28 protein-coding genes are annotated in these 26,821 nt (G+C 67.6%); 8 read left to right on the forward strand and 20 right to left on the reverse strand.

The annotated features are described in order from the left end of the window. Window positions 1-12 precede the first annotated feature (12 nt). From ASC46_RS09935 to ASC46_RS09990, 12 genes are all read right to left on the reverse strand, one after another. Window positions 13-987, reverse strand: coding sequence for a tripartite tricarboxylate transporter substrate binding protein (locus ASC46_RS09935; RefSeq protein WP_055459153.1), 975 nt, complete (start codon window positions 985-987; stop codon window positions 13-15). A 256-nt stretch (window positions 988-1,243) separates the two neighbouring features. Then, window positions 1,244-1,558, reverse strand: a complete 315-nt coding sequence (locus tag ASC46_RS09940) for a hypothetical protein (protein WP_055459154.1) — start codon at window positions 1,556-1,558, stop codon at window positions 1,244-1,246. Window positions 1,559-1,845: 287 nt separating this feature from the next. After that, entirely contained in the window at window positions 1,846-2,517 is a 672-nt protein-coding gene (locus tag ASC46_RS09945) for an orotate phosphoribosyltransferase (protein WP_055459155.1), read from the reverse strand. A 30-nt stretch (window positions 2,518-2,547) separates the two neighbouring features. Then, entirely contained in the window at window positions 2,548-3,615 is a 1,068-nt protein-coding gene (gene pyrC, locus ASC46_RS09950) for a dihydroorotase (protein ID WP_055459156.1), read from the reverse strand. Window position 3,616: 1 nt separating this feature from the next. Further along, window positions 3,617-4,894: a hydantoinase/carbamoylase family amidase gene (locus ASC46_RS09955; protein WP_055459157.1), complete on the reverse strand. Its 1,278-nt coding sequence runs from the start codon at window positions 4,892-4,894 to the stop codon at window positions 3,617-3,619. Continuing rightward, on the reverse strand, window positions 4,891-5,862 hold the full coding sequence (locus ASC46_RS09960) for a dihydroorotate dehydrogenase (RefSeq protein ID WP_245280518.1): 972 nt from the start codon (window positions 5,860-5,862) through the stop codon (window positions 4,891-4,893). The genes ASC46_RS09955 and ASC46_RS09960 overlap by 4 nt, the downstream gene beginning before the upstream one ends. Beyond that, window positions 5,856-6,698 carry a dihydroorotate dehydrogenase electron transfer subunit gene (locus ASC46_RS09965; protein WP_055459158.1) on the reverse strand — a complete coding sequence of 281 codons (843 nt, stop codon included), beginning with the start codon at window positions 6,696-6,698 and terminating at the stop codon, window positions 5,856-5,858. Before ASC46_RS09965 ends, ASC46_RS09960 begins: the two co-directional genes overlap by 7 nt. A gap of 25 nt (window positions 6,699-6,723) precedes the next feature. Then, window positions 6,724-8,004: a TRAP transporter large permease gene (locus ASC46_RS09970; RefSeq protein WP_245280519.1), complete on the reverse strand. Its 1,281-nt coding sequence runs from the start codon at window positions 8,002-8,004 to the stop codon at window positions 6,724-6,726. Between the two features lie 51 nt (window positions 8,005-8,055). Next, entirely contained in the window at window positions 8,056-8,565 is a 510-nt protein-coding gene (locus ASC46_RS09975; protein WP_055459160.1) for a TRAP transporter small permease, read from the reverse strand. A 31-nt stretch (window positions 8,566-8,596) separates the two neighbouring features. Further along, window positions 8,597-9,619, reverse strand: coding sequence for a TRAP transporter substrate-binding protein (locus tag ASC46_RS09980; protein ID WP_055459161.1), 1,023 nt, complete (start codon window positions 9,617-9,619; stop codon window positions 8,597-8,599). A 67-nt stretch (window positions 9,620-9,686) separates the two neighbouring features. Then, window positions 9,687-10,592, reverse strand: a complete 906-nt coding sequence (locus ASC46_RS09985) for a helix-turn-helix domain-containing protein (protein WP_055459162.1) — start codon at window positions 10,590-10,592, stop codon at window positions 9,687-9,689. A 95-nt stretch (window positions 10,593-10,687) separates the two neighbouring features. After that, window positions 10,688-11,629 carry a helix-turn-helix domain-containing protein gene (locus ASC46_RS09990; protein ID WP_082464784.1) on the reverse strand — a complete coding sequence of 314 codons (942 nt, stop codon included), beginning with the start codon at window positions 11,627-11,629 and terminating at the stop codon, window positions 10,688-10,690. A gap of 259 nt (window positions 11,630-11,888) precedes the next feature. On the opposite strand from ASC46_RS09990, the gene ASC46_RS09995 reads away from it, so the two are divergent. Further along, window positions 11,889-12,800: an MBL fold metallo-hydrolase gene (locus tag ASC46_RS09995; protein ID WP_055459164.1), complete on the forward strand. Its 912-nt coding sequence runs from the start codon at window positions 11,889-11,891 to the stop codon at window positions 12,798-12,800. 3 nt (window positions 12,801-12,803) lie between these two features. Here ASC46_RS09995 and ASC46_RS10000 read toward each other — a convergent pair whose 3' ends face one another. Further along, complete coding sequence (locus ASC46_RS10000; protein ID WP_055459165.1) at window positions 12,804-13,586, reverse strand: DUF1499 domain-containing protein; 783 nt, start codon at window positions 13,584-13,586, stop codon at window positions 12,804-12,806. 191 nt (window positions 13,587-13,777) lie between these two features. Here ASC46_RS10000 and ASC46_RS10005 point away from each other — a divergent pair, with 191 nt between their 5' ends. The 4 genes from ASC46_RS10005 (at window position 13,778) to ASC46_RS10020 (ending at window position 17,140) form a co-directional block, all read left to right on the forward strand. Beyond that, window positions 13,778-14,284, forward strand: coding sequence for a MarR family winged helix-turn-helix transcriptional regulator (locus ASC46_RS10005; RefSeq protein WP_055459166.1), 507 nt, complete (start codon window positions 13,778-13,780; stop codon window positions 14,282-14,284). A 41-nt stretch (window positions 14,285-14,325) separates the two neighbouring features. Then, the gene (locus tag ASC46_RS10010; RefSeq protein ID WP_055459167.1) at window positions 14,326-15,753 is read left to right on the forward strand and encodes an amidase family protein; all 1,428 of its coding nucleotides are present in this window, start codon (window positions 14,326-14,328) and stop codon (window positions 15,751-15,753) included. 161 nt (window positions 15,754-15,914) lie between these two features. Beyond that, complete coding sequence (locus ASC46_RS10015; protein ID WP_055459168.1) at window positions 15,915-16,211, forward strand: hypothetical protein; 297 nt, start codon at window positions 15,915-15,917, stop codon at window positions 16,209-16,211. A gap of 17 nt (window positions 16,212-16,228) precedes the next feature. Beyond that, window positions 16,229-17,140, forward strand: a complete 912-nt coding sequence (locus ASC46_RS10020; protein ID WP_055459169.1) for a metallophosphoesterase — start codon at window positions 16,229-16,231, stop codon at window positions 17,138-17,140. Window positions 17,141-17,146: 6 nt separating this feature from the next. Here ASC46_RS10020 and ASC46_RS10025 read toward each other — a convergent pair whose 3' ends face one another. Further along, a complete protein-coding gene (locus tag ASC46_RS10025) occupies window positions 17,147-17,734 on the reverse strand; it encodes a L,D-transpeptidase (RefSeq protein ID WP_055459170.1) in 588 nt (195 codons plus the stop codon). 200 nt (window positions 17,735-17,934) lie between these two features. Here ASC46_RS10025 and ASC46_RS10030 point away from each other — a divergent pair, with 200 nt between their 5' ends. Next, window positions 17,935-18,867 carry a histone deacetylase family protein gene (locus ASC46_RS10030; RefSeq protein ID WP_055459171.1) on the forward strand — a complete coding sequence of 311 codons (933 nt, stop codon included), beginning with the start codon at window positions 17,935-17,937 and terminating at the stop codon, window positions 18,865-18,867. 254 nt (window positions 18,868-19,121) lie between these two features. On the opposite strand, the gene ribB is transcribed toward ASC46_RS10030, so the two are convergent. From ribB to ASC46_RS10060, 6 genes are all read right to left on the reverse strand, one after another. Next, the gene (gene ribB, locus ASC46_RS10035) at window positions 19,122-20,423 is read right to left on the reverse strand and encodes a 3,4-dihydroxy-2-butanone-4-phosphate synthase (protein WP_096335352.1); all 1,302 of its coding nucleotides are present in this window, start codon (window positions 20,421-20,423) and stop codon (window positions 19,122-19,124) included. A gap of 311 nt (window positions 20,424-20,734) precedes the next feature. Then, window positions 20,735-21,847, reverse strand: coding sequence for a chorismate synthase (gene aroC, locus ASC46_RS10040; protein WP_055459172.1), 1,113 nt, complete (start codon window positions 21,845-21,847; stop codon window positions 20,735-20,737). Between the two features lie 204 nt (window positions 21,848-22,051). Continuing rightward, complete coding sequence (locus tag ASC46_RS10045; RefSeq protein ID WP_055459173.1) at window positions 22,052-22,645, reverse strand: histidine phosphatase family protein; 594 nt, start codon at window positions 22,643-22,645, stop codon at window positions 22,052-22,054. Further along, window positions 22,642-23,472 carry an enoyl-ACP reductase FabI gene (gene fabI / locus ASC46_RS10050; protein ID WP_055459174.1) on the reverse strand — a complete coding sequence of 277 codons (831 nt, stop codon included), beginning with the start codon at window positions 23,470-23,472 and terminating at the stop codon, window positions 22,642-22,644. Before fabI ends, ASC46_RS10045 begins: the two co-directional genes overlap by 4 nt. 369 nt (window positions 23,473-23,841) lie before the next feature. Continuing rightward, on the reverse strand, window positions 23,842-24,768 hold the full coding sequence (locus ASC46_RS10055; RefSeq protein WP_055459175.1) for a DnaJ C-terminal domain-containing protein: 927 nt from the start codon (window positions 24,766-24,768) through the stop codon (window positions 23,842-23,844). Between the two features lie 97 nt (window positions 24,769-24,865). Next, window positions 24,866-25,315, reverse strand: coding sequence for an RT0821/Lpp0805 family surface protein (locus ASC46_RS10060; protein ID WP_055459176.1), 450 nt, complete (start codon window positions 25,313-25,315; stop codon window positions 24,866-24,868). A gap of 89 nt (window positions 25,316-25,404) precedes the next feature. Here ASC46_RS10060 and pdxH point away from each other — a divergent pair, with 89 nt between their 5' ends. Together pdxH and ASC46_RS10070 are read left to right on the forward strand one after the other, a co-directional pair. Beyond that, window positions 25,405-26,019 carry a pyridoxamine 5'-phosphate oxidase gene (pdxH, locus tag ASC46_RS10065; RefSeq protein WP_055459177.1) on the forward strand — a complete coding sequence of 205 codons (615 nt, stop codon included), beginning with the start codon at window positions 25,405-25,407 and terminating at the stop codon, window positions 26,017-26,019. 46 nt (window positions 26,020-26,065) lie between these two features. Then, window positions 26,066-26,821, forward strand: a complete 756-nt coding sequence (locus tag ASC46_RS10070) for an SDR family NAD(P)-dependent oxidoreductase (RefSeq protein WP_055459178.1) — start codon at window positions 26,066-26,068, stop codon at window positions 26,819-26,821.

A 26,821-nucleotide genomic window follows, 5' to 3' on the forward strand; every position in this document is an offset into this window, starting at 1 on the left:
CCGTCGGGCGCCCTACTTGGCGAGCCCCAGTTCCTTCATGACGGTACCGAGCGATTCGTTGCTCTGCTTCATGAAGGCAACGAACTCGTCCTTGGGCGCCCAGGACACGCCGAAGCCACGGCCCTTCATGAAATCCTGGAACTCGGCGCCCTTGTAGATCTTGTCGAGCGCGGCGACGAGCTTGTCCTGAATGTCGGCCGGCAGCCCCTTGGGAGCGGCGAAGCCGCGCCAGGCGCCGAGCGTCCAGTCGATGCCGGCCGCTTCCTTCAATGTCGGCAGATCGGGGAAGGCGTCGCTGCGCTTGTCGGCCATGATGGCGAGGCTCTTGACGCGGCCTGCGTCGATGAGCGAACGCGCCTCCGGCACTGAGCAGGTGACGACCTCGACGCCGCCGGCCACGAGATCCTGCAGGCCCGGGGCGGCGCCGTTCGAGGGCACCCACGGGGCTGCGTTCGGCGGAATGCCGTCCATTGCCAGCATGCCCGCGAGGGCGAGATGCCAGATGCCACCCTGGCCGGTACCCGAGGCCTTGAACTTGCCCGGGTTCGCCTTGATGGCGGCGAGCAGTTCCTTGACATCCTTGTAGGGCGCGTCGGCACGCACCTGCACGCCGGCGGGGTCGATGTTCATGAGGGCGAGCGGCGTGTAGCTCTCGTAGGTGAGCTGCGTCAGCCCCTGCCAGTGCATCATGCCGATCTCGACGGTGATGATGCCGAGCGTATAGCCGTCCGGCGCAGCGTCGGCGATGGCCGCGTGCCCCACCACGCCCGAGCCGCCCGTGCGGTTGACGACATTGACCGGCTGGCCGAGTTCCTTCTCGAGGAGCGAGCCGACGATGCGGGCCGTCGCATCGGTACCGCCGCCCGCACCCCACGGCACGATCATCGTGATCGGCCGCTCCGGATAGGCCGCCAGCACCGCGCCCGGCAGGGCGAGCGTTGCCGCGGCCGCCGCGGCGACAAGCGTTTTCAGGAAAGTCCTGCGCATCAAGGTCTCCTCTCTCGAACTGTTTCCGGTCCCGTGGAGCAGCCGCTTACCGGCTCGCCCTTGTCCATCGCCTTCTGGCGAATTGGTTCTTTAAATCGTTACAATAGGGGAGGCGCGAGGTCCTGTTCAAGCGACTTTCGCGAAAATCGCAGCGCCTTGCGTAGGCGTCGTCCCGGCCGCGGCGGTGGCTACCAAAACGCAAGAAGCCGCGCCCGCGGCAGCGGTCACGGCTTCGGCCGAAGGATATTGGAGAAGCTCAGTCAGCAATCTGGCGGAAGGCCAGCCCGTCGAGCGCGGCGACCTTGCCGGCCGCATCCGCCTCGCTTGCCGCCGCAGCTTCCTCGAGCATCTTGAGCGTGTTCTCGCGCGCCGTGCGGGCCACCTCGCTCGTGAAGGGCTCGCCAAAATAGCGGTCGATGAAACCGTCGAGCGCGCAGACGAGGAGCTGTCGCACCGCCGCATCGGGAGCGCCGGGGGCCATGTCCTTGGCACACAACTCGCGCAGGGACGAATAGGTGCGCAGACCCTCATTCTGCTGGCGGAACCACTCAAGCAACGCGCGCGTGTTCATCGCTCCCTCACAGTGCACGTTAAAAAGGGACGCTATCCCAAAAGACGGCACGGATCAAATTTTTTAGACGGCCATCGGCCAGGACGCATGCGCAGCACCCCCAATCGCCCGGGCTGAGCCTTTCCCAGCGTCGTGGCCGGACTTGTCCCGGCCATGACGCGCTAGGGACTGCGCATGGCGTGCTGCATGCGGCGCCTGCCGATCGCCCGACCGCCGGTCGCCCAACTGCCGCTCGCCAGACCGCCTATTTCCGACGGCCGACTGCCCACTCCCAACCGCAGCTCTTCTCAGAAATCCGACTTGCCGCCGTGCCTTGCCGACCATTCGGCCGGGGCGTGCAGGAACTTCTCCACCTCGTCGAGGGTGCTTGCAGCGAAATAGCCGCGCTCGCGCGCCTCGGCGAGCACGTCCCACCAGGTGGCGAGGGCGTGCATCTTGATGCCGTGCTCCGCGAGCGTCGCCGTGCTTTCCTTGAAGATGCCGTAGTGGAAGACGACGAAGGTGTGCTGCACGTCAGCCCCGGCGCGGCGCAGCGCCTCGGCGAAGGCGAGCTTGGAGCGCCCGTCCGTCGTCAGGTCCTCGACGAGGAGGACGCGCGCGCCTTCCTTGATGTCACCCTCGATCTGCGCATTGCGGCCGAAGCCCTTGGCCTTCTTGCGCACGTAGAGCATCGGCAGCATCAGCCGGTCCGCCAGCCAGGCGGAGAAGGGGATGCCCGCCGTCTCGCCGCCGGCCACAGCGTCCAATGATTCGGTGCCGATCTCGGACAGGATCTGCTCGGCGGCGAAGTCCATCAGCCGCCGGCGCAGGCGCGGGAAGGAAATGAGCTTGCGGCAGTCGACATAGACCGGGCTCGCCCAGCCCGAGGTGAAGATGAAGGGCTTCTCGGCGTTGAACTGGATGGCCTGGACCTCCAGCATCATACGGGCCGTCTGTGAAGCGATGAATGACTTGTCCATGGTCCCTCGGCCCCCGGTTTGGTTGTCCAATCAGGCGACGGCAGCCGCGGCGCTGTCCGCGTCGTCAACCGCCCACGACACCGTCTCGCCACCACGGAAGACGTGCACCGCCTCGCCTGCGGGAAGAGCGACATCCTCGGCGACCATCCGCGGCCGGCGCACGAGGGTGATCGTTCCCTCGTTGGCGGGCAGGCCATAGTGGCGCGGGCCGTTGAGGCTCGCGAAAGCCTCGAACCTGTCGAGAGCGCCCTCCTCCTCAAAAACCTGCGCATAGCACGCAAGCGCGACCGGCGCCACGAACAGCCCGGCGCATCCACAGGCCGCCTCCTTCGCGGTACGGGTATGCGGGGCGGTGTCGGTGCCGAGGAAGAAACGCGGATTGCCCGACGTCGCCGCTTGGCGCAGCGCCTGCCGGTGCACCTCACGCTTGGCGATCGGCAGGCAGTAGTAGTGGGGGCGGATGCCGCCCTGGAAGATGGCATTGCGGTTGAAGATGAGGTGGTGCGGCGTGATGGTGGCGCCCACACGCTCGCGCGCGCCGGTGACGTAGTCCACGCCCTCCTTCGTCGTCACGTGCTCCAGCGTGACCTTGAGACCGGCAAAGCGCTGCACCAGCGGGTCGAGCACCGTGTCGATGAACACCGCCTCGCGGTCGAAGATATCGACGTCCGGCCGCGTCACCTCGCCATGGATGAGCAGCGGCACTCCCGCCTTCTCCATGGCGGCGAGCACGGGATGGATCTTCTCGATATCGGTGACACCGAAATGCGAGTTGGTCGTCGCGTGCTGCGGGTAGAGCTTCACCGCGGCGATGCGCCCGCTCTCGTAGCCGGAGAGGACGTCGGCCGGGTCGGTGTCGTCCGTCATGTACAGCGTCATCAGCGGCTCGAAGCAGCTGCCCGCCGGCAGGGCGGCCATGATGCGCGCACGATAGGCATCGGCCATCGCCGTCGTCGTCACCGGCGGCACGAGGTTCGGCATGATAATGGCGCGGCCGAACTGCGCGACGGTGAAGGGCAGCACCGCCTTCAGCATGGCGCCGTCGCGCAGGTGCACGTGCCAGTCGTCCGGGCGGCGGATGGTGATGGTCTCGGTCATCTTACGGCTCCTTCGTCAGGGCCTCATAGAGCAGATCGACGCCGGCAAGGAAATCGGCAATCGCCATCGCCTCGTCCGGATTGTGCGAGCCATGCTCGTTGCGCACGAAGACCATGGCCGCCGGAATGCCGGCATTGGCGAAGACGGCCGCATCATGCCCCGCACCGCTCGCGATGGTCTCGGCCGGCAGGCCAAGACGGCGCGAGGCTTCGACGAGGTGCTTCACCCAGCCCTCGTCCATGCGCCCGGGCGCCGCGTCCTGCCGCCGGTCGAAGACGAACTTCACGCCCCGCTCCCGGGCGATGTTGGCGCATTCCGTCTCGAAGAGCACGTAGAAGGCTTCGAGCGTCTCCCGGCTCTGGCTGCGGATCTCGAAGGAGAAGGCGACCTCGCCCGGAATGCGGGTCGAGGCGTGATCCTCGGGGTTCGTCGCAACGATGCCGACGGTGACGACGAGATCGAGGCCGCGCTCCAGGAGAACGCGCCAATGCTCGTCGAGCCGCGAGACGAGCTCCGCGAGCGCGAAGACCGCATCCTTGCGCAGCCAGCGCGGCACGGCGCCGGAATGGCCGGCCTGGCCCTGGCACAGGATGCGCTGGTGGCGGATGTTGCCGCGGATGCCGGTGACAACCGCCGTCGGCCATGCGCGGGCGACCATCACGGGGCCCTGCTCGATATGCAATTCGAGGAAGGCGGCAATATCGCGCTTGTCGACGAGGGGCGTGCCCTCCCTCACCTTCTCGACGTCGATGCCGACACCGGCGAGCGCCTCGGCGAGGCTGCGCGCGCCGTCCCGCTGCCTGAGGTCGAGGTCCTGCGGCTTCAGCGCCCCGAGCAGGGCCGACGAGCCGATGTAAGGCTTGCCGAACCACGGCGATTCCTCGCCGCGCAGGCCGATGACGCGTACGGGCCGCGGTGGTGTGATGCCCTCGCTCTTCATTCGCGCCAGCACCATGAGCCCGGCGAGTACGCCCGCCACACCGTCGAAATTGCCGCCGCGCGGCACGGAATCGAGATGGGAGCCGACAAGGATGTAAGGCCCGGGCGCCTCGTCGGGCAGAGAGACGACAAGATTGTCCCCGGCATCGCGTGTGGCAAGAAGGCCCTCGCGCCCGGCAAGGCGCTCCATGACAGCCATCGCCGCCGCCTCGCCCTCGCCGAAGGCTTGGCGCGTGATGCCGACCCCATCGAAGCCGAGTTGGTGCAGTTCGGCAAAGACCTCCACGGCCAGCGCCTCCCAGTCGCGCTCGTTGCGCGTCGGATGAGCGAGCGGTTTCACAGCACGGCCTCCGCCTCTTCGGGCGCCGTGTTGCCATCAGCGACCGCGCCGACAAGCGCGTTGACATCGGCAATGCCACGGCGGGCGCAGAAGGCCGAGAGCCCCTCGATGACGTCGATCATAGCCGTCGGGCGCACGAAGGTGGTCGTGCCGACCTGCACGGCGCGGGCGCCAGCGAGCAGGAATTCCACCGCGTCCTCAGCGGTGGCGATGCCGCCGCAGCCGATGACGGGAATGGTGAGCTTGTCGGCACACTGGTAGACCATGCGCAGGGCGATGGGCTTCACCGCCGGCCCCGAGAGGCCACCGAGCACGTTGCCGAGCTTGGGCCGGAAGGTCTCGGTGTCGATGCGCATGGCGAGGATGGTGTTGGCGACCACGACCGCATCCGCACCGCCCACCTCCGCTGCGCGGGCGACGGCGACGATGTCGCCGGTGTTCGGCGTCAGCTTCACCCACAATGGCAGGGCAGTCGCCTTGCGCATGGCGGCCGTCACCGTTTCGGTCAGGCGCGGCTCCATGGCGAAGGAGCGGCCGTCCTCCTCGATGTTGGGGCAGGAGATGTTGGCCTCGATGGCGGCGACACCGGCCACCGTCAGGTCGCGCGCCATGGCGGCGAAGTCGTCCACCGTCGGAGCCGAGATCGAGACGACGAGCGGCGGGGAGAAGGCCCGGTAGAACGGCACCACGTTGTCACGGAAATAGTCGAGCCCCTTCGAGGGGATGCCGATCGAGTTGATCAGGCCCTCGGTGGTCTCGCACACCCGCGGCACGGGATTGCCGGCGCGAAACTCACGCGTGATCGTCTTCGTCACGAAGGCGCCTAGGCGATTGAGGTCGATCACCTTGTCGAGCCCTTCGGCAAAGGTGCCCGAGGCCGGCATGACGGGGTTCGCAAGGCGCAGCCCGCCGACGTCGACGGCAAGGGAGACGGAGGAACCGGCGGGAGACGACATGGCCGTTACCATGAGGTGGCCTCCTTCAGATCGAACACGGGCCCGTCCCAGCACACGCGCTTGTCGACGAGATCCCCGTCGACCTCGAACTTGCGCACGCAGCAGAAGCACATGCCGATGCCGCAGGCCATCTGCTGTTCGAGCGCCACCTGGCCGGCGATGCCCGCCTCGCGGGCGAAGTCCTTGGCGAGGCGGAACAGGCGGTTGGAGCCGCAGGTGAAGATGGCATCCGCCCTTCCCTGGCGGGCCAGCCCGGCGAGAATCTCCCGTACATTCTCGGGCGTACTGGAGCCGTCGCTGTCGAGCACGGGGCGCACGTCGGCACCGACGGCCGCGAAGCGGTCGACAGACATGACGAGATCGGGTCGGCGGGCGCTCAGGATGGCGGTGACGCCGATGCCCTTTTCGGCCGCAGCCTCGGCGAGCGGGGCGAGCGTCGCGAGGCCGACGCCGCGGCCGAGCACGACGATGTGGCGCCAGTCGTCGTCGAGGCTGAAGCCGACGCCGAGCGGGCCGAGCACGCGGAACGGGTCGCCGGGCTTCAAGGTCGCGAGGGCGCGGGTGCCGAGTCCGGCGACCTTGTAGAGGAATTCGAGCGTGCCCGCCTCCGGGTCGGCCTTGTAGGTGCTCATCGGCCGGCGCAGGTAGGGCTTGTCCGCGCCGCTCGCGGGGCACAGGAGGTGGAAGAACTGGCCCGGGGCGGCGAGCGTCGCCGGCCTGCCGGCGCGCAGCACGAGGTGTCGGTACTCGTCGTTGACGGCCGTGTGACTGAGGACCACGGTCTCGGCATCGGCAACGGGGGCATCGTTCGCGGTCCATACGGACCGCGTCTCGAGGCTTTGCAACATGTTTTCTTCTCCCAGGTCTGCCGGGTCAGTAGCCCAGCAGCCGCGGCAGCGCCGTCGATATGGACGGCACGTAGGAGATCACGAGCAGCACGGCGATGTTCGTCAGCACGAACGGCCAGATGCCCGCGATCACCATCTCAACCGGTTTGCGCAAGGCCGACGACGTCACAAAGAGGTCGAGGCCAAAGGGCGGCGTGATCATGCCGATGCAGATGTTCAGGCAGACCACGAGCCCGAAATGGATGGGGTCGATGCCGAGCGCCGTCGCCACCGGGAAGATGGCGGGCAGCAGGATGACCATGATGGAATTGGGATCGATGAACATCCCCGCGATCAACAGCACGACGTTGATGATCAGCAGGAAGACGATCCAGTTCACCTGCCAGTCGTTGAGCAGCATGAGAAGCTGATCCGGCAGGCGTGCAAGCGTGACGAAATAGGAGAGCAGCGAGCCGACCGCCAGCAGGATGAAGATGGCGACGATGGTGAGCGCGCTCTGTTCGGCAACCTGCATCACGTCCCGCCACCCAAGCTGGCGGTAGATGACCATCTCGACGAGGAGGGCATAGGCGACGGCAACCGCCGCGGCCTCGGTGGCGGTGAAGAAGCCGGAATAGATGCCGCCGAGGATGATGACCGGCATGCCGAGCGCGAGCAGCGAGGCCTTCACCGCCTCGAAGCGCTCCGCGCTGCTCGCCCGCGGGGCGGGCTCGATGCCCGCACGGCGCGTGACGAAGGCGACGTAGAGCATGAAGGCGAGGGCGAGGACCACGCCGACGGCAAGGCCGCCGGCAAACAGCGCCGCGACGGAGGTGCCAGTGAGCCAGGCATAGACGAGGAGCGTGATGCTCGGCGGGATGAGCAGCGCACATTCCGCGCTCGATGCGATGAGGCCGAGCGAGAAGCGCTCCTTGTAGCCGGCGCGCATCAGCTCGGGATGGAGGAAGCGCCCGAGCGCGGCGACGGTGGCCGGCGCGGAGCCGCAGACCGAACCGAAGGCCATGCACGAGACGACCGTGGTGTGACCGATGCCGCCGGCGCGATGGCCGAGGTTCTTCTTGACGAGGTTCATGAGCCGCTCGGCGATGGTGCCGTGCGCCATGAGATCGGCGGCGAAGATGAAGAACGGAATGGCGAGCAGCGTGCCGACATTGACACCGCCGACCATCTTCTGGGCGATGACGATGTCCGGCAGGTTCGGGAATTCCGCAAGGCGGGCGAGCACGCTCGGCACGCCCATGACGAGCAGCATCTCGAACCCGAGAACGAGAAGCAGGGCAGCCAGTATGCAGAGCAGGATCAACACGGGAAAAGCGCCCTCTTCGATACGTCGGACCGTCCGCCGCGGTGGTTGGGTTCAGTGGTCCTGGCCACGGTCGGCGAGCACGAAGCGGTTCTCGACGCCGACAAGCTCAAGCAGGTAGCGCAGGCCCAGCAGCACGAAGCCGACCGGCAGGGCCGCATAGAGCCAGACCATGGACACATCGAGCGTCGGGCTCGTCTGGCCGGAATTGACGATGAAGCGCGCGAAATCGTAGCCGACCTTCGTCAGATAGGCACAGAAGGCAAGGCCGACGGCATTGATGACGAAGGCCACGACGCGCTGCACGCCCGCCGGCATCCGCCGGTAGAGCGCTGTCATGGCGATGTGACGGCCTTTCTCCAGCGTCAGTCCGAGGCCGAGAAAGACGAGCCAGGCGAGCATGAACAGCGCCGCCTCCTCCATCCAGGCGAAATGGAGGGATTGCGAGGGCGCGAAAACACGCACCAGCACGTTGACCACATAGCCGGCCGACATGGCCACGAGCAGAAGGCCGATGATGTTGCGCTCGAAGGTGCGCAGGACGGTCATTGCGGTGCGGAGCATGGGGTCGCGCCCTCGGGTTTCGTCGCAAGGCTCAGTTGGCGAGGCCGAGCTTCTTCGCTTCCGCCTCGTAGACCTCCATGACGGCCTTGCCCTCGGCGCCGGCGCGCTCGAGATAGGCGTCACGGGCGGGCGGGAACATCCTGGCGCGCCAGTCGGCCCGCTCTGCGTCGCCGAGAACGCGCACGTTCACGCCCGCTTCCTTGATCTGGTTGAAGGCCAGCGTCTGCACCTCTTCCTTCAGAGTCTCGACCTGCGGGCGCACCTCGAGGAAGGCCTTGACGATGACGTCTCGGTGGCCTTCCGGCAGGCTGTTCCACCAGGCTGGATTGAAGAGGACGAGGTCCTCCATGGCGCCGTGGTTGGAGACCACGAGGTCCTTCTGCACCTCGTAGTACTTCATGGTCGAGATCGTATCGAGCGGGTTTTCCTGTCCGTCGACGACACCAGTCTGCAATGCCGTGTAGAGCTCGCCGAAGGGAATGGCGATGGCGGCGGCGCCGACGCCCGCGAACTGCTGGATGAGTATCCGCGAATCCATGACGCGGAACTTCTGGCCCTTGAAGCTGTCGACGCCGGCGAGAGGCTTGGCGGAAGTGACGCTCTTGCGCCCGTTCGGCCAGATGGCGATGGCGACGAGGCCGCGCTTGGTGAACGAATCGAGGATCGCCTGGCCGAAGGGGCCATCGCGCAGGGCCTGCGACTTGGCGCGGTCCTCGGGCATGATGAAGGGGATGTCGAGCACCGAGACGACGGGATTGAAGCCGCCGAGGAAGGCGGCCGGCATCACCGTGCCCTCGGACGAGCCGAGCTGGGCGCCCTCGACCATCTGGCGGGCATTGCCGAGCTGCGAGGCGGGATAGAGCTGGAACTCGACCTCGCCATTGGTGCGCTCCTTGACGAGCGCAGCGACCTTTTCAAGCCCCTTGTGGCGCGGCTGGGTGGCGGCCTCGAGATGGCCGATCTTGGCGACGTACTTGGCCTGCTGGGCCTGGGCGGCGAAGGTCCCCGCAATGACCAGCCCGGCCGCGAGCAGAACTAATCTGCGCGTGAGCATCCGTTTCTTCCTCCGGCTATACGGAAGCCGAAACGATATCGCTTTTTTGAGTGTTGTCTAATTTTTTTTACGCGTCGCGCACGCCAGCATCGACTCGCTCGACAACCTGCCGCAGGCGCTCGGCGCCTTCCCGGCCTTTTGCTGCCCTGCGCCAGAGAGAGGCGATGAGGTTGTCGAACAGCTGCACGGCGTCCGGTGCCTCGGTGACCATGGCGACGCCATTGCGGATGTTGGGATGGTCGGCGAAGCGGAAGGGGCTCATGGCGACGAAGGTGCGCTCCTTCTGCCGGAAGATCTGGAAGGTCTGCTGCGGCAGGGTTTCCTCGACGATGCCGATCTGGATGCCGATGGGCTCCTCCTCGAGGAGATCGGCGAGACGCAGGATTTCGCGCCGCGCGATCGCCCGCCGTTCGGCCGCCTCCTCCTCCGGCAGGTCGAAACGGCCGATGACGCCGCTGCGCAAGAGCCGTTCGATGTCCTGTAGCCCGACGATGCTGACGATGCCGGGCCGCCGGCGGCTGGCGTGACCGCGCCGCTCGCGCAGGATGCGCACCAGTGCCTCGACCTCGGGAGCGACCTCCTCCTCGCCGACGTCGCCGACCACCGTCTCGCGGATGGCGAGTTCGACGGCATGGGCATATTCGTCCGACGACAGCAGGTACGAGAACGGCGCGAAATGGGCGAGGATCTGTTCGGCCCCCTCCTCCAGCTGGCGCATGCGCTCGAAATAGGCCACCGCGTTGTCGTAATACTCGACGCTGACGCCCAGCAGCGAGGCAACCGAGACATCGAGGAGGTCGGCGATGCGCTGGATCGTCTCGATCTTGACCACCTCGCCCTTCTCCAGGCGGTAGATGGCTGCACGCGACATCTCAAGACGGTCCGCGACCTGCTCCGCCGTGATGCCACGCCCCAGGCGATAGGCGCGCAGGCGCAGGCCAATCTCCAAAAATCGCGAATTGTTCTCTTTCATGAGACACAATTAGCAAAATTGGATATGCTGCGCCAGTTGCGACGCCCCCGAGTATGGGAAGCTGCGCCTCCCACGCCGCCGCGTCGACCACCCCGCTACTGGGAGCTGCGCGGCGAGTAGCCGTATTTGCGCTTGAAGTTGCGGTAGAAGGTCGAGACGTCGTTGAAACCGCTGTCGAAGGCGATGTTGATGATTTTCTTCTCAGACGACGACGCCAGCTCCTTGCGTGCCGCCTCGAGTCTGTAGTGCAGGATGGTGTCGCGCAGCGACAGTCCCGATTCCTCGAAGATCTTGTACAGCTTGCGCTGGGAAATGTTGAACTGGCGGGCGATGCGCCCGGCCCCCAGGTCGTGATTATCGATGTTCTTCTTGATGTATTCGATGATGTCGTTGGCGAGGCGCGCCTTGTTGCCGCCATCGCTGCGCGCCGTCTGGTCGCGCAGGAACGTCTTGAGCATCTCGACGATGTTCTGGCGGATCGAGACATCCACATAGTCCGAGATATGCGAATTGCCATACTTCAGGAGGAAGCGGGAGAAGAACTGCATGTATTCGCGCAACGAAACGGATTCGATGCTCGCCGCCTCCCCCTTCAGCGCCCCGGCGAAATCCGTCATCGACGACAGTTCCAGCCACTGGAAGGTGCACCGCCCGTCCTCACCCGCCATCATATCGATCGACGATAGTGCCCGCGCGTCGAACACAACGATGCGTTCGCCACCCACATCGAACGCGCCATGCTCCAGCGTCAGCCGCATGGCACCGTTCTGTACGGCCGTCATGACGATGCAGGGCGCCTTGCCTGCAACCTGCACCACTTCGCGCAGAAGACGCCCCGGCGGCAACGCCATGCTGCAGACGCGCATGTCGTTATACTTTATCCAATCGATGGCTGCCCTGAACTCACCATCCAGCATGAAATCGCATTTGTCGACCCCGACAAGGGCCGACATATCCGACTGAAACTCGCCATCTATTCTATTATAAGTTGTCCTAATTACGACATTAACATCGCTCAATTCATTTTGTTTTATCATTTTATTTCTCTCGACTGACGTCGTAGCGAAAAGTTACCCCTCAAAACTGAACATCAAATGCTCATACAGCAATGCAACCAGCGCGCTAATAATAGCATTTTATGCAACTTTGCATAGAATGCGAGCCTTCTCCGGCGCCATTCGCATACGGCCTGTAGACCGGCTGATGGCCGATGGTCGCGTTGCCAACCGCTCGTGCTACAAGAGCGCCTCGGGTGATCCGAAAGCCGGTCGCCGCATCCCGGTGAGGGCCGAATCAATGACGCAGGCCATTCCCTTCGAAGAGGAGATGGAGGCCCCGATCGGGCGGACCGAGGCGCTCACGCCGCTCGTGCGGCGGCTCGTCGCGCCGAACGGCGGCCCCTTCACCTATCGCGGGACGTGCAGCTACATCGTCGGCCGCGGCCGGGTCGCCATCATCGACCCGGGGCCCGACGACGCCACCCATGTGGCGCGGCTGCTCGATGCCGTGCGGGGCGAGACGGTGACGCACGTCGTCGTCACGCACACTCACCGGGACCACTCCCCGGCTGCGGCCGCGGTGCGCGCAGCCACCGGCGCCCTCGTCGTCGGCTGCGGACCCCATGTCGCGTCGCGCCCGCTGGCACTCGGCGAGGCCAATGCGCTCGATGCCTCGGCAGACCACGCCTATGCGCCCGATGTCGTCCTCGCGGACGGCGAGGCCGTGGCCGGCCCGCACTGGACACTCACGGCGCTCGCGACGCCCGGCCACACGGCCAATCACCTCGCCTTCGCGCTGCCCGAGGAGAACACCCTGTTCTCGGGTGACCACGTCATGGCCTGGTCCACCACCATCGTCGCGCCGCCGGACGGGTCGATGCAGGCCTACATGGCCTCGCTCGCGAAGCTGAAGATGCGCGAGGAGACGATCTACCGGCCCGGCCACGGCGGCCCCGTGCGCGAGCCGCAGCGCTTCCTGCGCGCCCTCGTCCACCACCGGCGGCAGCGCGAGGCCGCGATCCTCAACCGGCTTGCGGCCGGCGACGAGACCATCGCCGAGATCGTCCCGTCCCTCTACGAGGGGCTGCCGCCGGCGCTCTTCGGCGCAGCCGGGCTCTCCGTCTTCGCCCACCTCGAGGACCTGGTGGCGCGCAGACTCGTCGCCTGCGATGGCGCGCCGACGCTCACGGCCCGCTACCGGCTGGCGTGACGGTCAGAACTGCGCCGCCCTCGCCTGCAGCTCGAACTCGGTGATGAAGCGGGCGATGCGCTCGGCATTGACGCCGAAATCGTGCACGCCATAGCGGGAAGCCGAGCGCACATCGACCCTCGTCCCCTCTGCGCGCGGCGTCACCCGGATCACAATGTCGTCCGGAAAGCGCAGCAGGAAGGTGTGGTCGACGGCATCGATCTGGCCGCGCCCGGTACGCCCGCCGGGCTGCCGCACCTCCGCGATGTCCCAGCCGAGCGTGCGTGCCACCCTCTCGGCGACCGACAGCGCATCCTCTGGCGACAGCTCGGCATAGATCGGGACGACGTCCGCATAAGCGTCGCGCTGCGGCAAGCGCTCGTCCGCCGCGATCTCGCGGGGCACGTGGCCCGCGCGGGCGGCAAGCACCTGCGCCGAGCGCGAGAAGGCGGGCGGGTCGAGGATATCGGTGCTGATGTCGTTCATCCGCGGCAGGACGACGGCCTTGAAGCCGAGGAATGCCGGCCAGCCGAGCACAACGAGGGCCAGCACGGCGCCCCGCACGGCGAGGGTAAGCCCCTGCTGCCCCTCCTGCCAGATGAAAACGAAGGCCGCGACCGCGAGGGCGAGAGCGACGAGCGCCAGCGCGACCGCGCTTGCGATGACCGACAGGCCGGCGAACCATTCGACGAGGCCGAGGCGGGTCAGCAGCACGCCCGCCGCCGCCACGAGCAGGGCGAACCAGCCGACCCTGCGGCTCCAGACGGCCGCTTGCGACAAAGGCTCCTCGACGATCAGGCGGCGCATGGGACGGCTCGCGGCAGGAGAGACGACGGCAGGAACGGCCGGGACGACCGCGTAGCCATGGATGGCATCGCATGGCGGCGGGCGCAACGGCATCGGCGTCGCGGCGGCATCATCGTGCAGTCGGGCGGTGTTTTCATCGCCGCGCAGATGGGTTAAGGCCTTGGGGCAAGCATGGGGACGGGCCGACACTGATGACAGAAGGCGTTCAGCAGGGCGACGCGCTGATACGAACCTGGCTGCGCTTCGTCCGCATGAACCAGCGGCTCTATGCGGCCATGAACCAGGAGTTGCGCCGGCTCGACCTGTCGATTCCCCAGTTCGACGTGCTATCCACCCTGACCGAGCGCGAGGGCATCACGCAGCAGGAGCTGGCAGAGCGCCTCTATGTGACGAAGGGCAACGTCTCCGGCCTCGTCGACCGGCTCGCGGCGAGCGGCCTCGTCGTGCGCCAGCCCATTGCCGGGGACCGCCGCTCCTATGCGCTCCATCTGACGGAGAAGGGGCGTGCGCTTGCCGAGCGCGGCATCGCCGCCCAGCGCGCCTATGTTGAGCGGACCCTGGGCGTTCTTCCGCACACCGATATCGCGGAATTGGAACGTGTGCTCCTTGCCTGGCGCGATATCCTGCGCCGCGACGAGGAGGACCGGAGCGACCCTGCCGGCAGGCCGGGGCGCATCCGCTCTCCCGCGGCCGAATGAACGGGCCGCAGGACAAGCTCGTATGAACCCTGGGAGGGGCCGTGGATCTCCTGACGCAACCCGCGCATGCCATCCTCTCCTGCCTCGAGCGCGGCGAATTGTCGAGCGTCGCGCTGCTCGACATGACGCTCACGCGCATTGCCACCGAGAACCCGGCGCTGAACGCCATCGTGACACTCGACACGATCGCGGCACGCAGCGCCGCCGAAGAAAGCGACGCCCGCCGGGCCGCGGGCAAGGCCCGCGCACTCGACGGGCTCGTCATCACCATCAAGGATGCCTTCGACGTCGCCGGCATGGTCTCGACCGCCGGGGCGCCGAGCTTCCGCGACCGGGTGCCCGAAGCGGATGCGGCGGCCGTCGCACGGCTGCGCGAAGCAGGCTGCGTCATCCTCGGCAAGTCGAACGTGCCGCTTTTCTCGGGGGATTTCCAGACGTACAACCCCGTCCACGGCACCACCAACAATCCCTGGGACATCACGCGCTCCACGGGCGGCTCGTCGGGTGGGGCGGCCGCTGCCGTCGCGACCGGCATGAGCGCCTTCGAGCTCGGGTCGGACCTCGGCGGCTCGCTGCGCTGGCCGGCGCATGCCTGCGGCGTCTTCGCCCTCAAGCCGACCTGGTCTCTCGTCTCGACACTCGGCCACGTGCCGCCCGCGCCAGGCACGCCCAAGGAGGGCGACCTCGTCGTCGCCGGCCCCCTCGCCCGCTCGGCGGAAGACCTAGCGCTGATCCTGCCCGTCATCGCGCGCGACGGCCGGCCGATCGACGTGCCGCGTCTCGACGGGCGCGGCCTCAGGGTCGCCGTCTGGCTCGATGAGCCCCTGGCGCCGGTCGATGCCGAGGTGGCGGCCGGGGTCGCCCATGCCGCATCCCTGCTGGCCGAGGCCGGAGCCATCGTCGACGAGCGGGCGCGGCCGGGCTTTTCCTTCGCCGAGACCTTCGAGGTCTACGCGCTTCTCAACCACGCCATCGTGGCGGCCGGCCTGCCGCAGAAGGTGCGCGACAGGCTGGCGGCCGATGCCGCCAGCTACGCTCCCGGCGACCTGTCGCACCGGGCCCTGCAATCGCGCGGAGCACGGCTCGACGTCACCACCTGGCAAAGGCTGCTGGAGCGCCGGCGCGCGCTCAAGGAGCACTGGGCCGTCTTCTTCAGAGACTGGGACGTGGTGCTGATGCCACCGGCGCCGGTGGCGGCCATTCCGCACGACCAAACGCCGGACATCCACGCCCGCACGATCGCCGTCAACGGTACGGAGCGCCCCTACTTCGACTTCCTCCTGTGGTCCTCGCTCGCGAGCGTTGCGCATCTGCCGGCGGCGGTGGTACCCGTGATGCGCACGGCGGCCGGCCTGCCGACGGGGGTACAGATCGTCGCGGCAGAATGGGCCGATGCGACGGCCATTGCCGTCGCCCGCCTCCTGGAGGAACGCGGCTGCCGCTTCGTGCCGCCCGGCCGGAACGCCTGAAAGACAAGTCCCGGCCTCTCGGAGCGCCAGCGCACATCCCGTGCGGCGTCGGCTGGTTAGCGTCTCGATCCGCACGGCGCTGTTAACCCTGTCGCGGAGTCGATCGCGATATAACACGCCTTTGCCGCAGTGCCGCCAAGCGCCCGACGCGATCGGGCGCGATGGTGACGAACGTCGCGCCGCACGGCAGGCGGCGCACCCAGCCGGCCGGCCGCCGGCAGAGCCATGAGACCGAGCAGATGACCGAGATCCCTTCACGTTCCGAAGATAAGGCCGGGAAGACGGCCGTGGCCACCGCCCGGATCACCCCCGCTTGCCAAGGCAAGGCGGATGCGCCAACGTTTCGTGCCATCGGGATTCCGGCGGTGGCGGCCGCGGTGGAGCAATTCCGCCGTGGCAGGCAGAGGAAGGCCGAGCGGCTGCCCGACTATCTGCGCGACGGACCCTTTGCCAGCTGACAGGACCTTCGTGAAATATGCCGACCCGGCGAACTCTTCTCAAAGCCTTCGCCGGGACGGTCGTTGCAGGTGCCGGGTTCGCCTCCTACGCCTTGGCGGTCGAGCCGGGCATGCGGCTCATCGTCAAGCGCTACTGGATTACGCCGCGCGGCTGGCCGTCGGACATGGAGCTGACGCTGGCCGCCATCGCCGACCTGCACGTCTGCGAGCCGCATATGCCCGCCGCCCGCGTCGCGGAGATCGTCGCGGCGACCAATGCGCTCAAGCCGGACGTGACGGTGCTGCTCGGGGATTACATCGGCACGCACCGTTTCGTGACGCGACGTCTCGAACCGGAGGAATGGGCCGAGCCGCTCGGCCGGCTCGCGGCGCCGCTCGGCGTCTATTCGATCCTCGGCAACCACGACTGGTGGCACGCCATCGCGCCTGGCATGCCAGCGGACGGGGCGCGTACCATGCGGCGCACGCTCGAGGGCGTCGGCATCCCGGTGCTCGAGAATGACGCCGTCCGGCTGAAGAAGGACGGCAGGGCCTTCTGGTTGATCGGCCTCGGCGACCAGATCGCCCACATTCTCGGGCCGGACAGATTCCGCGGTGTCGACGACCTGCCCGCGGCGCTCGCCCAGGTCCACGACACCGCGCCCGTCATCCTGCTCGCGCACGAGCCGGACATCTTCCCCACCGTGCCGGCGCGCGTCAGCCTGACGCTGGCCGGCCATACCCACGGGGGGCAAGTGCGCTTACTCGGCTACTCGCCCGTCGTACCGTCCGCTTACGGCAATCGTTATGCCTATGGCCTCGTGGCCGAGCGCGGCCGCACGATGATCGTCTCCGGCGGCCTTGGCACGAGTATCCTGCCCATGCGCCTCGGTGTGCCGCCGGAGATTGTGCTCATCCATCTCGGCGGCCAGCCGGGGCCGCTGACGTGAGCGCCGCTATTTGACGATGACGCGCGCGCCGACCTTGGTGCGGTTGTAGAGGTCGATCACGTCGATGTTGCGCATGCGGATGCAGCCGGAGGACACGGCCTGGCCGATCTTCTCGGGCTCGTTGGTGCCGTGGATGCGGTAAAGCGTGTCGCGACCGTTCTCGTAGAGATAGAGCGCGCGGGCACCGAGCGGGTTGTTCGGCCCGCCCTCGGTAAAGCGCACGTGCGGCCAGCGGGCCTTCATCTCGGCCGGCGGATTCCAGTTGGGCCACTCGGCCTTGCGGGCGACCTCGGCCGTGCCGGTCCAGCCGTAGGCCTCGTCGCCGACGGCGACGCCGTAGCGGATGGCCTTGCGGTCAGGCAAGACGAAGTAAAGCAGGCGCGACTTCTGATCGACGACGATGGTGCCGGGGGGTTCGCCGGTTGGATCGTCGATCATGTAGCGGCCGAACTGCGGATCGACGTCTGCCTGGGGAACGAGCGACATCCACTCGCGGTCACGCGCCGAGACATCCGGGTCGGGCACACCCTTGAAATTGCAGCCGGCCAGCGACATGCCGATCACCACGACGGCACCCAACATCCTCAAGAACATGCCAATCGCCCCCAAACGATCATCGATCGGGCGTAAGATGCGATTCGACGCGCCCGATTCGCGGTGCTGTATGGCACATGCGAACGGCGTAGCAACGGCCGCCGACAAGAAAACGACCCCGATCGGCAAATACTCGCCAAGCGTGACATGGACACAACGCCCGCCGCCTGCAAAGCTGCATCCTCTCCTGGGATATCGCCGTGACGACGCTCCTCATCTCCCCCCCTTCCTCGATGGCCCACGCGACCCCGCCAGGCCATCCGGAACGGCCGGAGCGCCTGCGGGCCATCGAGCAGGCGCTGGAGCAGGAGAAATTCGCCGATCTCGTGCGCATCCGCGACGTGCCGGCTGCGGATCGGGATGCCATCTGCCGCGCGCATCCGCCAAGGCACGTGGATGCCCTCGTCGCCGCCGCGCCGCGCGAGGGAGTGGTCAGCATCGATGCCGACACGACCATGTCGGCAGGCACGCTGGAGGCCGCCGTGCACGCCGCGGGCGCGGCCATCCTCGCGGTGGACGAGGTGGTGGGCGGCTCGGCCACCAATGCCTTCTGCGCCGCCCGCCCGCCCGGCCACCACGCCGAGAAGGCGACGGCGATGGGCTTCTGCTTCTTCAACAACGCAGCCATCGCCGCGCGACACGCGCAGAAACGGCATGGCCTCCAACGTATCGCCATTCTCGACTGGGACGTGCACCACGGCAACGGCACGCAGGACATCTTCTGGGACGATGCGAGCGTGCTTTACTGCTCGACGCACGAGATGCCGCTCTATCCCGGCACCGGTGCCGCCTCCGAGCGCGGGGCGCACGACAACATTGTCAATGCCGTGCTGCATGCGGGCGAAGGGGGCGAGAGCTTCCGCGAGGCGCTCGAAGTCGCCATATTTCCGCGCATCTCCGCTTTCCGGCCGGACCTCATCATCATTTCCGCCGGCTTCGACGCCCACTGGCGCGACCCGCTCGCCAACATCAACCTGACGGAGGAAGACTTCGCTTGGGCGACGCGCGAGCTCATGGACATCGCCGACCGGCAGTGCGGCGGGCGCATCGTGTCGCTGCTCGAAGGCGGCTATGACCTGCAGGGCCTGGCGGCTTCCGTGGCCGCCCACGTGCAGTGCCTGATGCGGGGGTGAGTTTCGACGGCGCGAGGGACGGCTGTCGGAGCGAGTTGCTTCCCCTCCCCCTTGTGGTCGAGAGGGAGAAGAGCGGTGCCTAGTCCCTCGCCGACGGTCAAAGAAAGGAGACCCGTCATGCGCGCGCCTGTCGCGGGCATCCCTGCCCTGACGTTACGCAAGGCGGAAAAGCGTGGAGGCCGGGACGAGGCCGGCCATGACGCGGGAACGGTGTGTCGTTGTCCTCGCGGGGGAGCCGTGCCCTGCCAGGCCCCTCACCCCTCCAGGATGACCGTATCAGCGATTTCGATGCCGAAGCCGCTGAGGCCGACATAGGCGCGCGAGCTGGAAGCAAGGTTGCGGATCGAGGTGACGCCGAGGTCACGCAGGATCTGCGCGCCGAGGCCGACCTCGCGCCATTGCTGGGTGCGGGCGAACTCGGAGCCGGTCGCATCCTCGCTGACGACGGTCAGCGGCACGCCGGCGGTGCCGTCGCGCAGGTAGACGATCACGCCCCGCCCTTCCTTGGCGAACTGGCCGAGCACCTTGTTGAGCGTCCTGCCACCACCGAAGACGTCGGCCACCACATTGGCCCGGTGCAGGCGCGCCGGCACGCCCCGGCCGTCGCCGATGTTGCCGTAGACGAAGGCGAAGTGGTTCACGGTATCGAAAGGCGTGACATAGGCATGGCCGGTCATCTCGCCGATCTCGGTCGTCACCGGGAAGGTGGCGACACGCTCGACCAGCTTTTCGCGCGCCTGGCGATAGGCGATGAGGTCGGCCACAGAAAGGCGCTTCAGGCCGTGCGTCCTGGCGAAATCGTCGATCTCGCGCCCCTTCATCACCGTGCCGTCGTCGTTGGCGAGTTCGCAGATGACGCCCACCTCGGGCAGCCCCGCGAGACGGCAGAGGTCCACCGCCGCCTCCGTGTGGCCCGAGCGGATGAGCACGCCGCCGTCCTTGGCGATGAGCGGGAAGACATGACCGGGGCGCACGAAATCGCCCGCCCCCATGTTGTTGTTGGCGAGGGCGCGCACCGTGTTGCTGCGTTGCTCGGCCGAAATCCCGGTGGTGAGGCCGTGGCGCACGTCGACCGAGACGGTGAAGGCCGTGCCGAGCGGCGCGTCGTTGGCTGCCACCATGGGGTCGAGCCTGAGGCGCCGTGCGTCGGCGCCGGTCAGCGGTGCGCAGACGATGCCGCAGGTGTGGCGAATGATGAAAGCCATTTTCTCCGGCGTGCAGAGCGAGGCGGCGACGACGAGGTCGCCCTCATTCTCACGGTCGTCGTCGTCCGTCACGACGACGATCTCGCCGCGGGCGAAGGCCTCGATCGCCTCGGTCACCGTCTGGGTCATGAAAGCCTCCTCGCGCACCGGAGAACCGCTCCGGGCGTCGATGAAATCGTTGGGAGTGACGGCGCCACGGGTCACCTCGAGAATGAGGCGCGCCGTCTCGCGCGATAGCCAGGCGCCATCGTCGCGGCACAGCTGCGTGACCGCGCCGGGCGTGACGCCGATGCGGCGCGCAAAATCCACGCGCGTCATGTTCTCGCGGATAAGCCAGTCGGCCAGTCTCATGAGGCGACGCTAACGCCGGCGGGATTTTAGTTCAACTAAAATCGCCAAGTTGCGAGGTGGCGCCGACTTGGCTCCCGCCCCTGCTCGCCGTCCTGCCGGTTCTCGTCGCACGGCTGTTGGATCACGCGACAACGATGACGCGATGCTCTGCAACGCAAGCGTTCCGCCGTCATGGCCTGGTTCGTCCCGGCGATCCGCGCCCTTCAGCCTGGCGCATCCGTCGCGGCGTGGATGCCCGCGACGAGCGCGGGTATGACGCGGTGAAAGCGGCGGGCACGACGTGGGGACGGGGCTCTCCCGTTTAGCTACACTCAATCCATCGGCCAGGGCATCGTCTCGCCCACCTGGCCGCGGTGGCGCAGGAAGTGGTCGGCAATAACGCAGGCGACCATGGCCTCGCCCACGGGAACGGCGCGGATGCCCACGCAGGGGTCGTGCCGTCCCTTGGTCACCACATCCGTCTCGGCGCCGAAGCGGTCGACCGACAGGCGCGGCTGCAGGATCGAGGAGGTCGGCTTGACGGCGAAGCGCGCCACCACCGCCTGGCCCGTCGAGATGCCGCCGACGACACCGCCGGCATGGTTGGAGAGGAAGAGCGGCTTGCCGTCGTTGCCGAGGCGCATCTCGTCGGCGTTCTCCTCGCCCGTCAGCGCCGCCGCCTCGAAGCCGGCGCCGATCTCGACGCCCTTGACTGCGTTGATGCTCATCAATGCCGCGGCGAGGTCGGCATCGAGCTTGCCGTAGATCGGCGCGCCGAGGCCGGGCGGCACGCCCTCGGCCACGATCTCGATGACGGCGCCGATGGACGAGCCCTTCTTGCGGATGCCGTCGAGATAGTCGGCGAAGAAGGCCGCCGCCTCGGCGTCCGGGCAGAAGAAGGGGTTGCGGCCGGTCTCGTCCCAATCCCAGCGGGAGCGGTCGATCCGGTGCGGGCCCATCTGCACGAGCGCGCCGCGCACGAGGAGCCCCGGCACGACCTTGCGGGCGACGGCACCGGCAGCGACGCGCATCGCCGTCTCGCGCGCCGAGGAGCGGCCGCCGCCGCGGTAGTCGCGGATGCCGTATTTCACGTCATAGGTATAGTCGGCGTGGCCCGGACGATACTTGTTCCGAATCTCGCCATAGTCCTTCGAGCGCTGATCGACGTTCTCGATGGTGAGGCCGATGGGCGTGCCCGTCGTCATCTGCACGCCGGTCTTCTCGTCGGTGAAGACGCCGGAGAGGATGCGCACCTGGTCCGGCTCCTGGCGCTGGGTCGTGTAGCGCGACTGGCCCGGCCGGCGGCGGTCGAGGTCATGCTGGATATCGGCCTCGGTCAACGGAATGCGCGGCGGGCAGCCATCGACGACGCAGCCGATGGCAGGCCCGTGGCTCTCGCCGAAGGTGGTGACACGGAAGAGGTGGCCGAAGCTGTTGTGGGACATGGATCTCGCCGCCGTAATGCTCGGCGCGTCTTACGCGCGCGGGGACGCATCGTCAAACGGCCCGGTCCGGACCACCGGCACGGCCGGGCCTCCCTCCCCTCGCCTGCGGCGGGGAGGGAGAAGAGGGAGCCGACGGTTCATCGTTTCGCGACGTGCCTAACCATCAGCACGGCTTCAGACGCGTTGGCCTAGATGCCAGCCCGCTCAGGCCGGCTCCCAGCGGTGGTCGCCGGCGTCGAAGACGAGGATGCGGCCCTGCCAGATGTCGATGTGCGGCGCCTCGTGCGTCGCGACGCGGGAGAGGAGCGTCAGCACGGCGCGGGCGACGCCGCCGTGCGAGACAACGAGGGTGTCGCGGGTCAGGCTCTCGAGGAGCGGCCGCACCCGAGCCGCGACCGCGGCGTAGCTCTCGCCGCCCGGGGGCGTGAAGTGCCAGCAGTCGCGCTTGCGGGCGGCATAGAGGTCGGGCTCGCTCGTGCGCAGCTCCTTCCACGTCCGCCCTTCCCATTCGCCGAACGAGATCTCGGCGAGGCGCGGCTCGAGATGGTAGCCCTGCCGCGGCAGGCCAATGGCGTGGCGCAGCAGTTCCATCGTCTCGCGCGTGCGCGCGAGGGGGCTCGCGATGAAGTCGAGGCCCTCGCAATCGGGCACGAGACCGCGCAGCAGGCGCCCCGCCGTCTGGGCCTGGCCGCGTCCGGTGTTGTTGAGCGCCGTGTCGCGCTTGCCCTGCAGGCGCCCCTCGGCGTTCCAGTCCGTCTCGCCGTGGCGGACGAAGAAGAGACGCGGCCTTGCCGTCATTCCTTGCCGAGCACGATGTCGGGCGCGTCGGGGTTCTTCATGCCGACGACATGATAGCCGGCATCGACATGGTGAATCTCGCCGGTCACGCCGCGCGACATGTCGGACAGGAGATAAGCCGCCGTCTCGCCCACTTCCTCGATGGTCACCGTGCGGCGCAGCGGCGAGTTGTACTCGTTCCACTTGAGGATGTAGCGGAAGTCGCCGATGCCCGAGGCGGCGAGCGTCTTGATCGGCCCGGCAGAGATGGCGTTGACGCGGATGCCCTGCGGGCCGAGGTCGGCCGCGAGATAGCGCACACTTGCCTCGAGCGCCGCCTTGGCGACGCCCATGACATTGTAGTGCGGCATCCACTTCTCGGCGCCGTAATAGGTCAGCGTCAGCAGGGAGCCGCCGTCCGTCATCAGCTTCTCGGCGCGCTGGGCGACGGCCGTCAGCGAGTAGCAGGAGATCAGCAGGCTCTTGGAAAAGTTCTCCTGGCTCGTATCGACGTAGCGACCGGTAAGCTCGTCCTTGTCTGAGAAAGCGATGGCATGGACGAGGAAGTCGAGCTTGCCCCAGCGCTTCTCCACTTCTGCGAAGACAGCATCGATGGTCGCCCCGTCGGTGACGTCGCAATGCCCGATGACCTCGGCGCCAAGCTCCGCCGCAAGCGGCTCGACGCGCTTTTTCAACGCATCGCCCTGGTAGGTGAAGGCGAGTTCGGCCCCATGGGCGTGCGCGGCCTTGGCAATGCCCCAGGCAATGGAGCGGTTGTTGGCCACTCCCATGATGAGCCCGCGCTTGCCGGACATGATGGACGGGCGTGTCGCTGAGTTGTCTGCCATGGCCGTTCGAAATCTGATCTGTCTGAAAGCCGGATGGTCCGGAGCGGACCCGCATCATTAGCCGAGAGCGACGGCGGACGGAAGCCTCGGCGCGCCACTTCGATGTGACAAGCCTTTCGCCTGGGCATAAGCGGCAGAGCCGCGGGCAGCACACGCCGAACTGATTCGGGTGGCCAGGAGAAGTGGCGATGCCTACGGGCACCGGCGGGTTTTCAAGCTGGGCACGGCCTCCCGTCCCGCTTTGCCGCGTCTGTTCGAGCAACGAGGTCCTCTCGGCGAACGACCTCGCTTCCCGACTGTCGTGCGCGAAGCGCGGGCGAGAGCCGGGAATCAGCACAAAAAGCCGAGCCGAAGGCTTGCCCGTACCGCTCAGCTCTTGGCCGAGGCCGCCTCGCGCCACTTGCGCATGAGCGCGTCGAGCGCCGGGTCGGCGGCATCCGGCAGGATGATGTCGAGCGTGACGATAAGGTCGCCCGGGCCGTCCTTCTGAGGGATGCCCTTGCCGCGCAGGCGGAAGCTCTTGCCGCCGCTCGACATCGGTGGAATCGTCATGCTGACGGCGCCATCGAGGGTCGGCACGCGCACCTTGGCGCCGAGCACCGCATCGGCCAGCGGCACCGGAAGGCGCAGGCGCAGGTTCTTGCCCTCAACCCGGAACTGCGGATGTGGCGCGACATGGACCGTGAGCAGGACATCGCCCGGCTCGCCGCCGAAGGGGCTCGGCTCGCCGAGGCCGCGCAGGCGGATGGTCTTGCCGTCGCTGACGCCCTTGGGCAGGTTGACCTCGACCTCGCGGCCGGTGGTGAAGTTGATACGCCGCTTGCCGCCATGAACCGCCTCCTCGAGCGTGACGGTGATGTCGGCCTTCACGTCCTCGCCGCGCGGATGATGGGTCCGGCCGCGACCCGCGCCGGCCGTGCGGCCGGCATTGCGCATCGCCTCGCCGAAAAGGTCCGAGAAAAAGTCCTGCGGGTCGAAACCGGCGCCGGCGCCGGAGCGGCGGAAGTCGAAACCGCCGTGCTGGCCGCGCCCGGCGCCTGCGCCCGAGAACCCGTCGAAACCCTGGAAACGCGGCTTGCCCTCCGCGTCGATCTCACCGCGGTCGAACTGGGCACGCTTCGCCTTGTCGCCGAGGATCTCGTAGGCGGCATTGACCTCGGCGAACTTCTCCTTCGCCTTGGGATCATCCTTGTTCTGGTCGGGATGATAGGCCTTGGCGAGCTTGCGGAACGCCTTCTTGACCTCCGCGTCGCTCGCCGATCTGGCAATACCGAGAATGCTGTATGGATCGCGCATGGATATTCCGTCAGGGAGCGGGGCACCGCAACCAATCCCCTCCCATATGGGGCAACTGTTGCACGGCTGCAACGGTTATTGCGCGATTCCGGGAGCCTCAGGCGGGCTTGCGCCAGGGTTTCACCTCGGTGATGGACCAGCCGCCGCCGGACGGCCGGCAGGCGGTGCCCTGCATGGCCTGCGCGCCGACCTGCAGCGACAGGTCGGCGAGGAAGGCGCGGCACACGTCGCCGTCCTTCACATAGGGTTGCCCGAGCGGCAGGAAGGCCCCCTTGACGCCGGTTTCCGGATTATCCCAGGAGGCGCTGGTGCCGTTGCCGAAGGGGTCGAGCGCGACCTCGAGAGCGCTTCTGGCGCGACGCCAGTCCTCCGCCGTCAGCTCGGGCGAGAGAGGCGATGGCGCGGGCGCGACCGAACTCGTCGTCGCCACGTCCTCGCCAACGAGGGAGCCGAGCGGAAAGGAAATGCTGCAGCCGCCCGCAGCCAGTGCCGCCACGAGCGCGGCAGCGCGTGCGACGCCACGACCCGCGTGAATGCCTTCGCACAACGACGCTGTTCTCTTATAAGAGCTGCGCATATCGCCCCGGGTCACGAGCCGCCTCGCCGATCCATTCGAATCCGTCAGGAATTTAAGCCGTGGAAGCGTTAACGAGCGGTGACTTCGCCAACGAAACCGATCCCTTCGCGCTCTTCGCCCGCTGGCTGGAGGACGCGACGGCGAGCGAGCCGAACGATCCCAACGCCATGGCGCTCGCCACGGTGGACGCGGACGGCCTGCCGGACGCGCGCATGGTGCTGCTGAAGGGCTTCGACGGGCAGGGCTTCGTCTTCTATACCAATGCCGAGAGCGCCAAGGGGCGCGAGCTCGCCGCGGTGCCGAAGGCCGCCCTCCTCTTCCACTGGAAGAGCCTGCGCCGGCAGGTGCGCGTGCGCGGCCCGGTGGAAAACGTCACCGATGCCGAGGCGGACGCCTATTTCGCCTCGCGCCCGCGCGGCAGCCGCATCGGCGCCTGGGCCTCGCAGCAGTCCCGCCCGCTCGAGAGCCGTTTCGCGCTCGAGAAGGCGGTTGCCGTCTACACGGCCAAGTTCGGCGTCGGCGAGATCCCGCGCCCCGACTACTGGCGCGGCTTCCGCGTACGGCCGGTGGCGATCGAATTCTGGCAGGACCGGCCCTTCCGCCTGCACGATCGCATCCGCTTCCACCGGCCGGCGCCCGATGGCGCGTGGCAGCGCGAGCGCCTATATCCCTGAGGGGCGAGCCCCTTCGACGCCCCGATCACCAGCAGGACGAACCGCCATGCCCCCATCCACCAATGCGACCCGGCGCGTGATGCTCCTGACCGGGGCGAGCCGTGGCATCGGCCATGCGACGGTCAAGCGCTTCTCCGCCGCCGGCTGGCGGGTCATCACCTGCTCGCGCCACTCCTTTCCGGAGGAATGTCCGTGGGAGATGGGCCCTGAAGACCACATCCAGGTCGATCTCGCCGATCCCGAGAACACCGTGGAAGCGATCGAGGAGATCAAGCGCCGCCTCGAGCCCGAGGGCGCCGTACTGCACGCGCTCGTCAACAATGCCGGCATCTCGCCGAAGGGGCCGGGCGGCTCGCGGCTCGGCACCATGGACACGCGCCTCGAGGACTGGAAGCAGGTCTTCCAGGTGAATTTCTTCGCCCCCATCATGCTGGCGCGCGGCCTCGTGGAGGAGCTCGCCCGCACGCGCGGCTCCGTCGTCAATGTCACCTCCATCGCCGGCTCGCGCGTCCACCCCTTCGCCGGGGCCGCCTATGCCACGTCCAAGGCGGCGCTCGCCGGACTGACGCGGGAGATGGCAGCGGATTTTGGCCCGCGCGGCATCCGCGTCAACGCCATCTCGCCGGGCGAGATCGACACCGCCATCCTGTCGCCCGGCACGGAGAAGCTCGTCGAGCAGATCCCGCTGCGCCGCCTCGGCACGCCCGACGAGGTGGCCAAGGCCATCTACTTCCTGTGCACGGAGGCCTCCTCCTACGTGAACGGTGCCGAGTTGCACATCAACGGCGGCCAGCACGTCTAG

The organism is Chelatococcus sambhunathii, assembly GCF_001418005.1.
GTDB lineage: Bacteria > Pseudomonadota > Alphaproteobacteria > Rhizobiales > Beijerinckiaceae > Chelatococcus_A > Chelatococcus_A sambhunathii.

Coding starts and splice junctions, on each gene's coding strand:
- ASC46_RS10015 (WP_055459168.1), top strand. CDS start 15,915: ATGGTGACGAACGTCGCGCCGCACGGCAGGCGGCGCACCCAGCCGGCC.
- ASC46_RS09975 (WP_055459160.1), bottom strand. CDS start 8,565: ATGCTCCGCACCGCAATGACCGTCCTGCGCACCTTCGAGCGCAACATC.
- ASC46_RS09995 (WP_055459164.1), top strand. CDS start 11,889: ATGACGCAGGCCATTCCCTTCGAAGAGGAGATGGAGGCCCCGATCGGG.
- ASC46_RS09940 (WP_055459154.1), bottom strand. CDS start 1,558: ATGAACACGCGCGCGTTGCTTGAGTGGTTCCGCCAGCAGAATGAGGGT.
- ASC46_RS09985 (WP_055459162.1), bottom strand. CDS start 10,592: ATGAAAGAGAACAATTCGCGATTTTTGGAGATTGGCCTGCGCCTGCGC.
- fabI (WP_055459174.1), bottom strand. CDS start 23,472: ATGGCAGACAACTCAGCGACACGCCCGTCCATCATGTCCGGCAAGCGC.
- ASC46_RS10070 (WP_055459178.1), top strand. CDS start 26,066: ATGCCCCCATCCACCAATGCGACCCGGCGCGTGATGCTCCTGACCGGG.
- ASC46_RS09945 (WP_055459155.1), bottom strand. CDS start 2,517: ATGGACAAGTCATTCATCGCTTCACAGACGGCCCGTATGATGCTGGAG.
- ASC46_RS10005 (WP_055459166.1), top strand. CDS start 13,778: ATGACAGAAGGCGTTCAGCAGGGCGACGCGCTGATACGAACCTGGCTG.
- ASC46_RS10025 (WP_055459170.1), bottom strand. CDS start 17,734: ATGTTCTTGAGGATGTTGGGTGCCGTCGTGGTGATCGGCATGTCGCTG.
- ASC46_RS09935 (WP_055459153.1), bottom strand. CDS start 987: ATGCGCAGGACTTTCCTGAAAACGCTTGTCGCCGCGGCGGCCGCGGCA.
- ASC46_RS10045 (WP_055459173.1), bottom strand. CDS start 22,645: ATGACGGCAAGGCCGCGTCTCTTCTTCGTCCGCCACGGCGAGACGGAC.
- ASC46_RS09965 (WP_055459158.1), bottom strand. CDS start 6,698: ATGTTGCAAAGCCTCGAGACGCGGTCCGTATGGACCGCGAACGATGCC.
- ASC46_RS10020 (WP_055459169.1), top strand. CDS start 16,229: ATGCCGACCCGGCGAACTCTTCTCAAAGCCTTCGCCGGGACGGTCGTT.
- ASC46_RS09960 (WP_245280518.1), bottom strand. CDS start 5,862: ATGGTAACGGCCATGTCGTCTCCCGCCGGTTCCTCCGTCTCCCTTGCC.
- ribB (WP_096335352.1), bottom strand. CDS start 20,423: ATGAGACTGGCCGACTGGCTTATCCGCGAGAACATGACGCGCGTGGAT.
- ASC46_RS09990 (WP_082464784.1), bottom strand. CDS start 11,629: ATGATAAAACAAAATGAATTGAGCGATGTTAATGTCGTAATTAGGACA.
- pyrC (WP_055459156.1), bottom strand. CDS start 3,615: ATGACCGAGACCATCACCATCCGCCGCCCGGACGACTGGCACGTGCAC.
- ASC46_RS09980 (WP_055459161.1), bottom strand. CDS start 9,619: ATGCTCACGCGCAGATTAGTTCTGCTCGCGGCCGGGCTGGTCATTGCG.
- aroC (WP_055459172.1), bottom strand. CDS start 21,847: ATGTCCCACAACAGCTTCGGCCACCTCTTCCGTGTCACCACCTTCGGC.
- ASC46_RS10055 (WP_055459175.1), bottom strand. CDS start 24,768: ATGCGCGATCCATACAGCATTCTCGGTATTGCCAGATCGGCGAGCGAC.
- ASC46_RS10000 (WP_055459165.1), bottom strand. CDS start 13,586: ATGCGCCGCCTGATCGTCGAGGAGCCTTTGTCGCAAGCGGCCGTCTGG.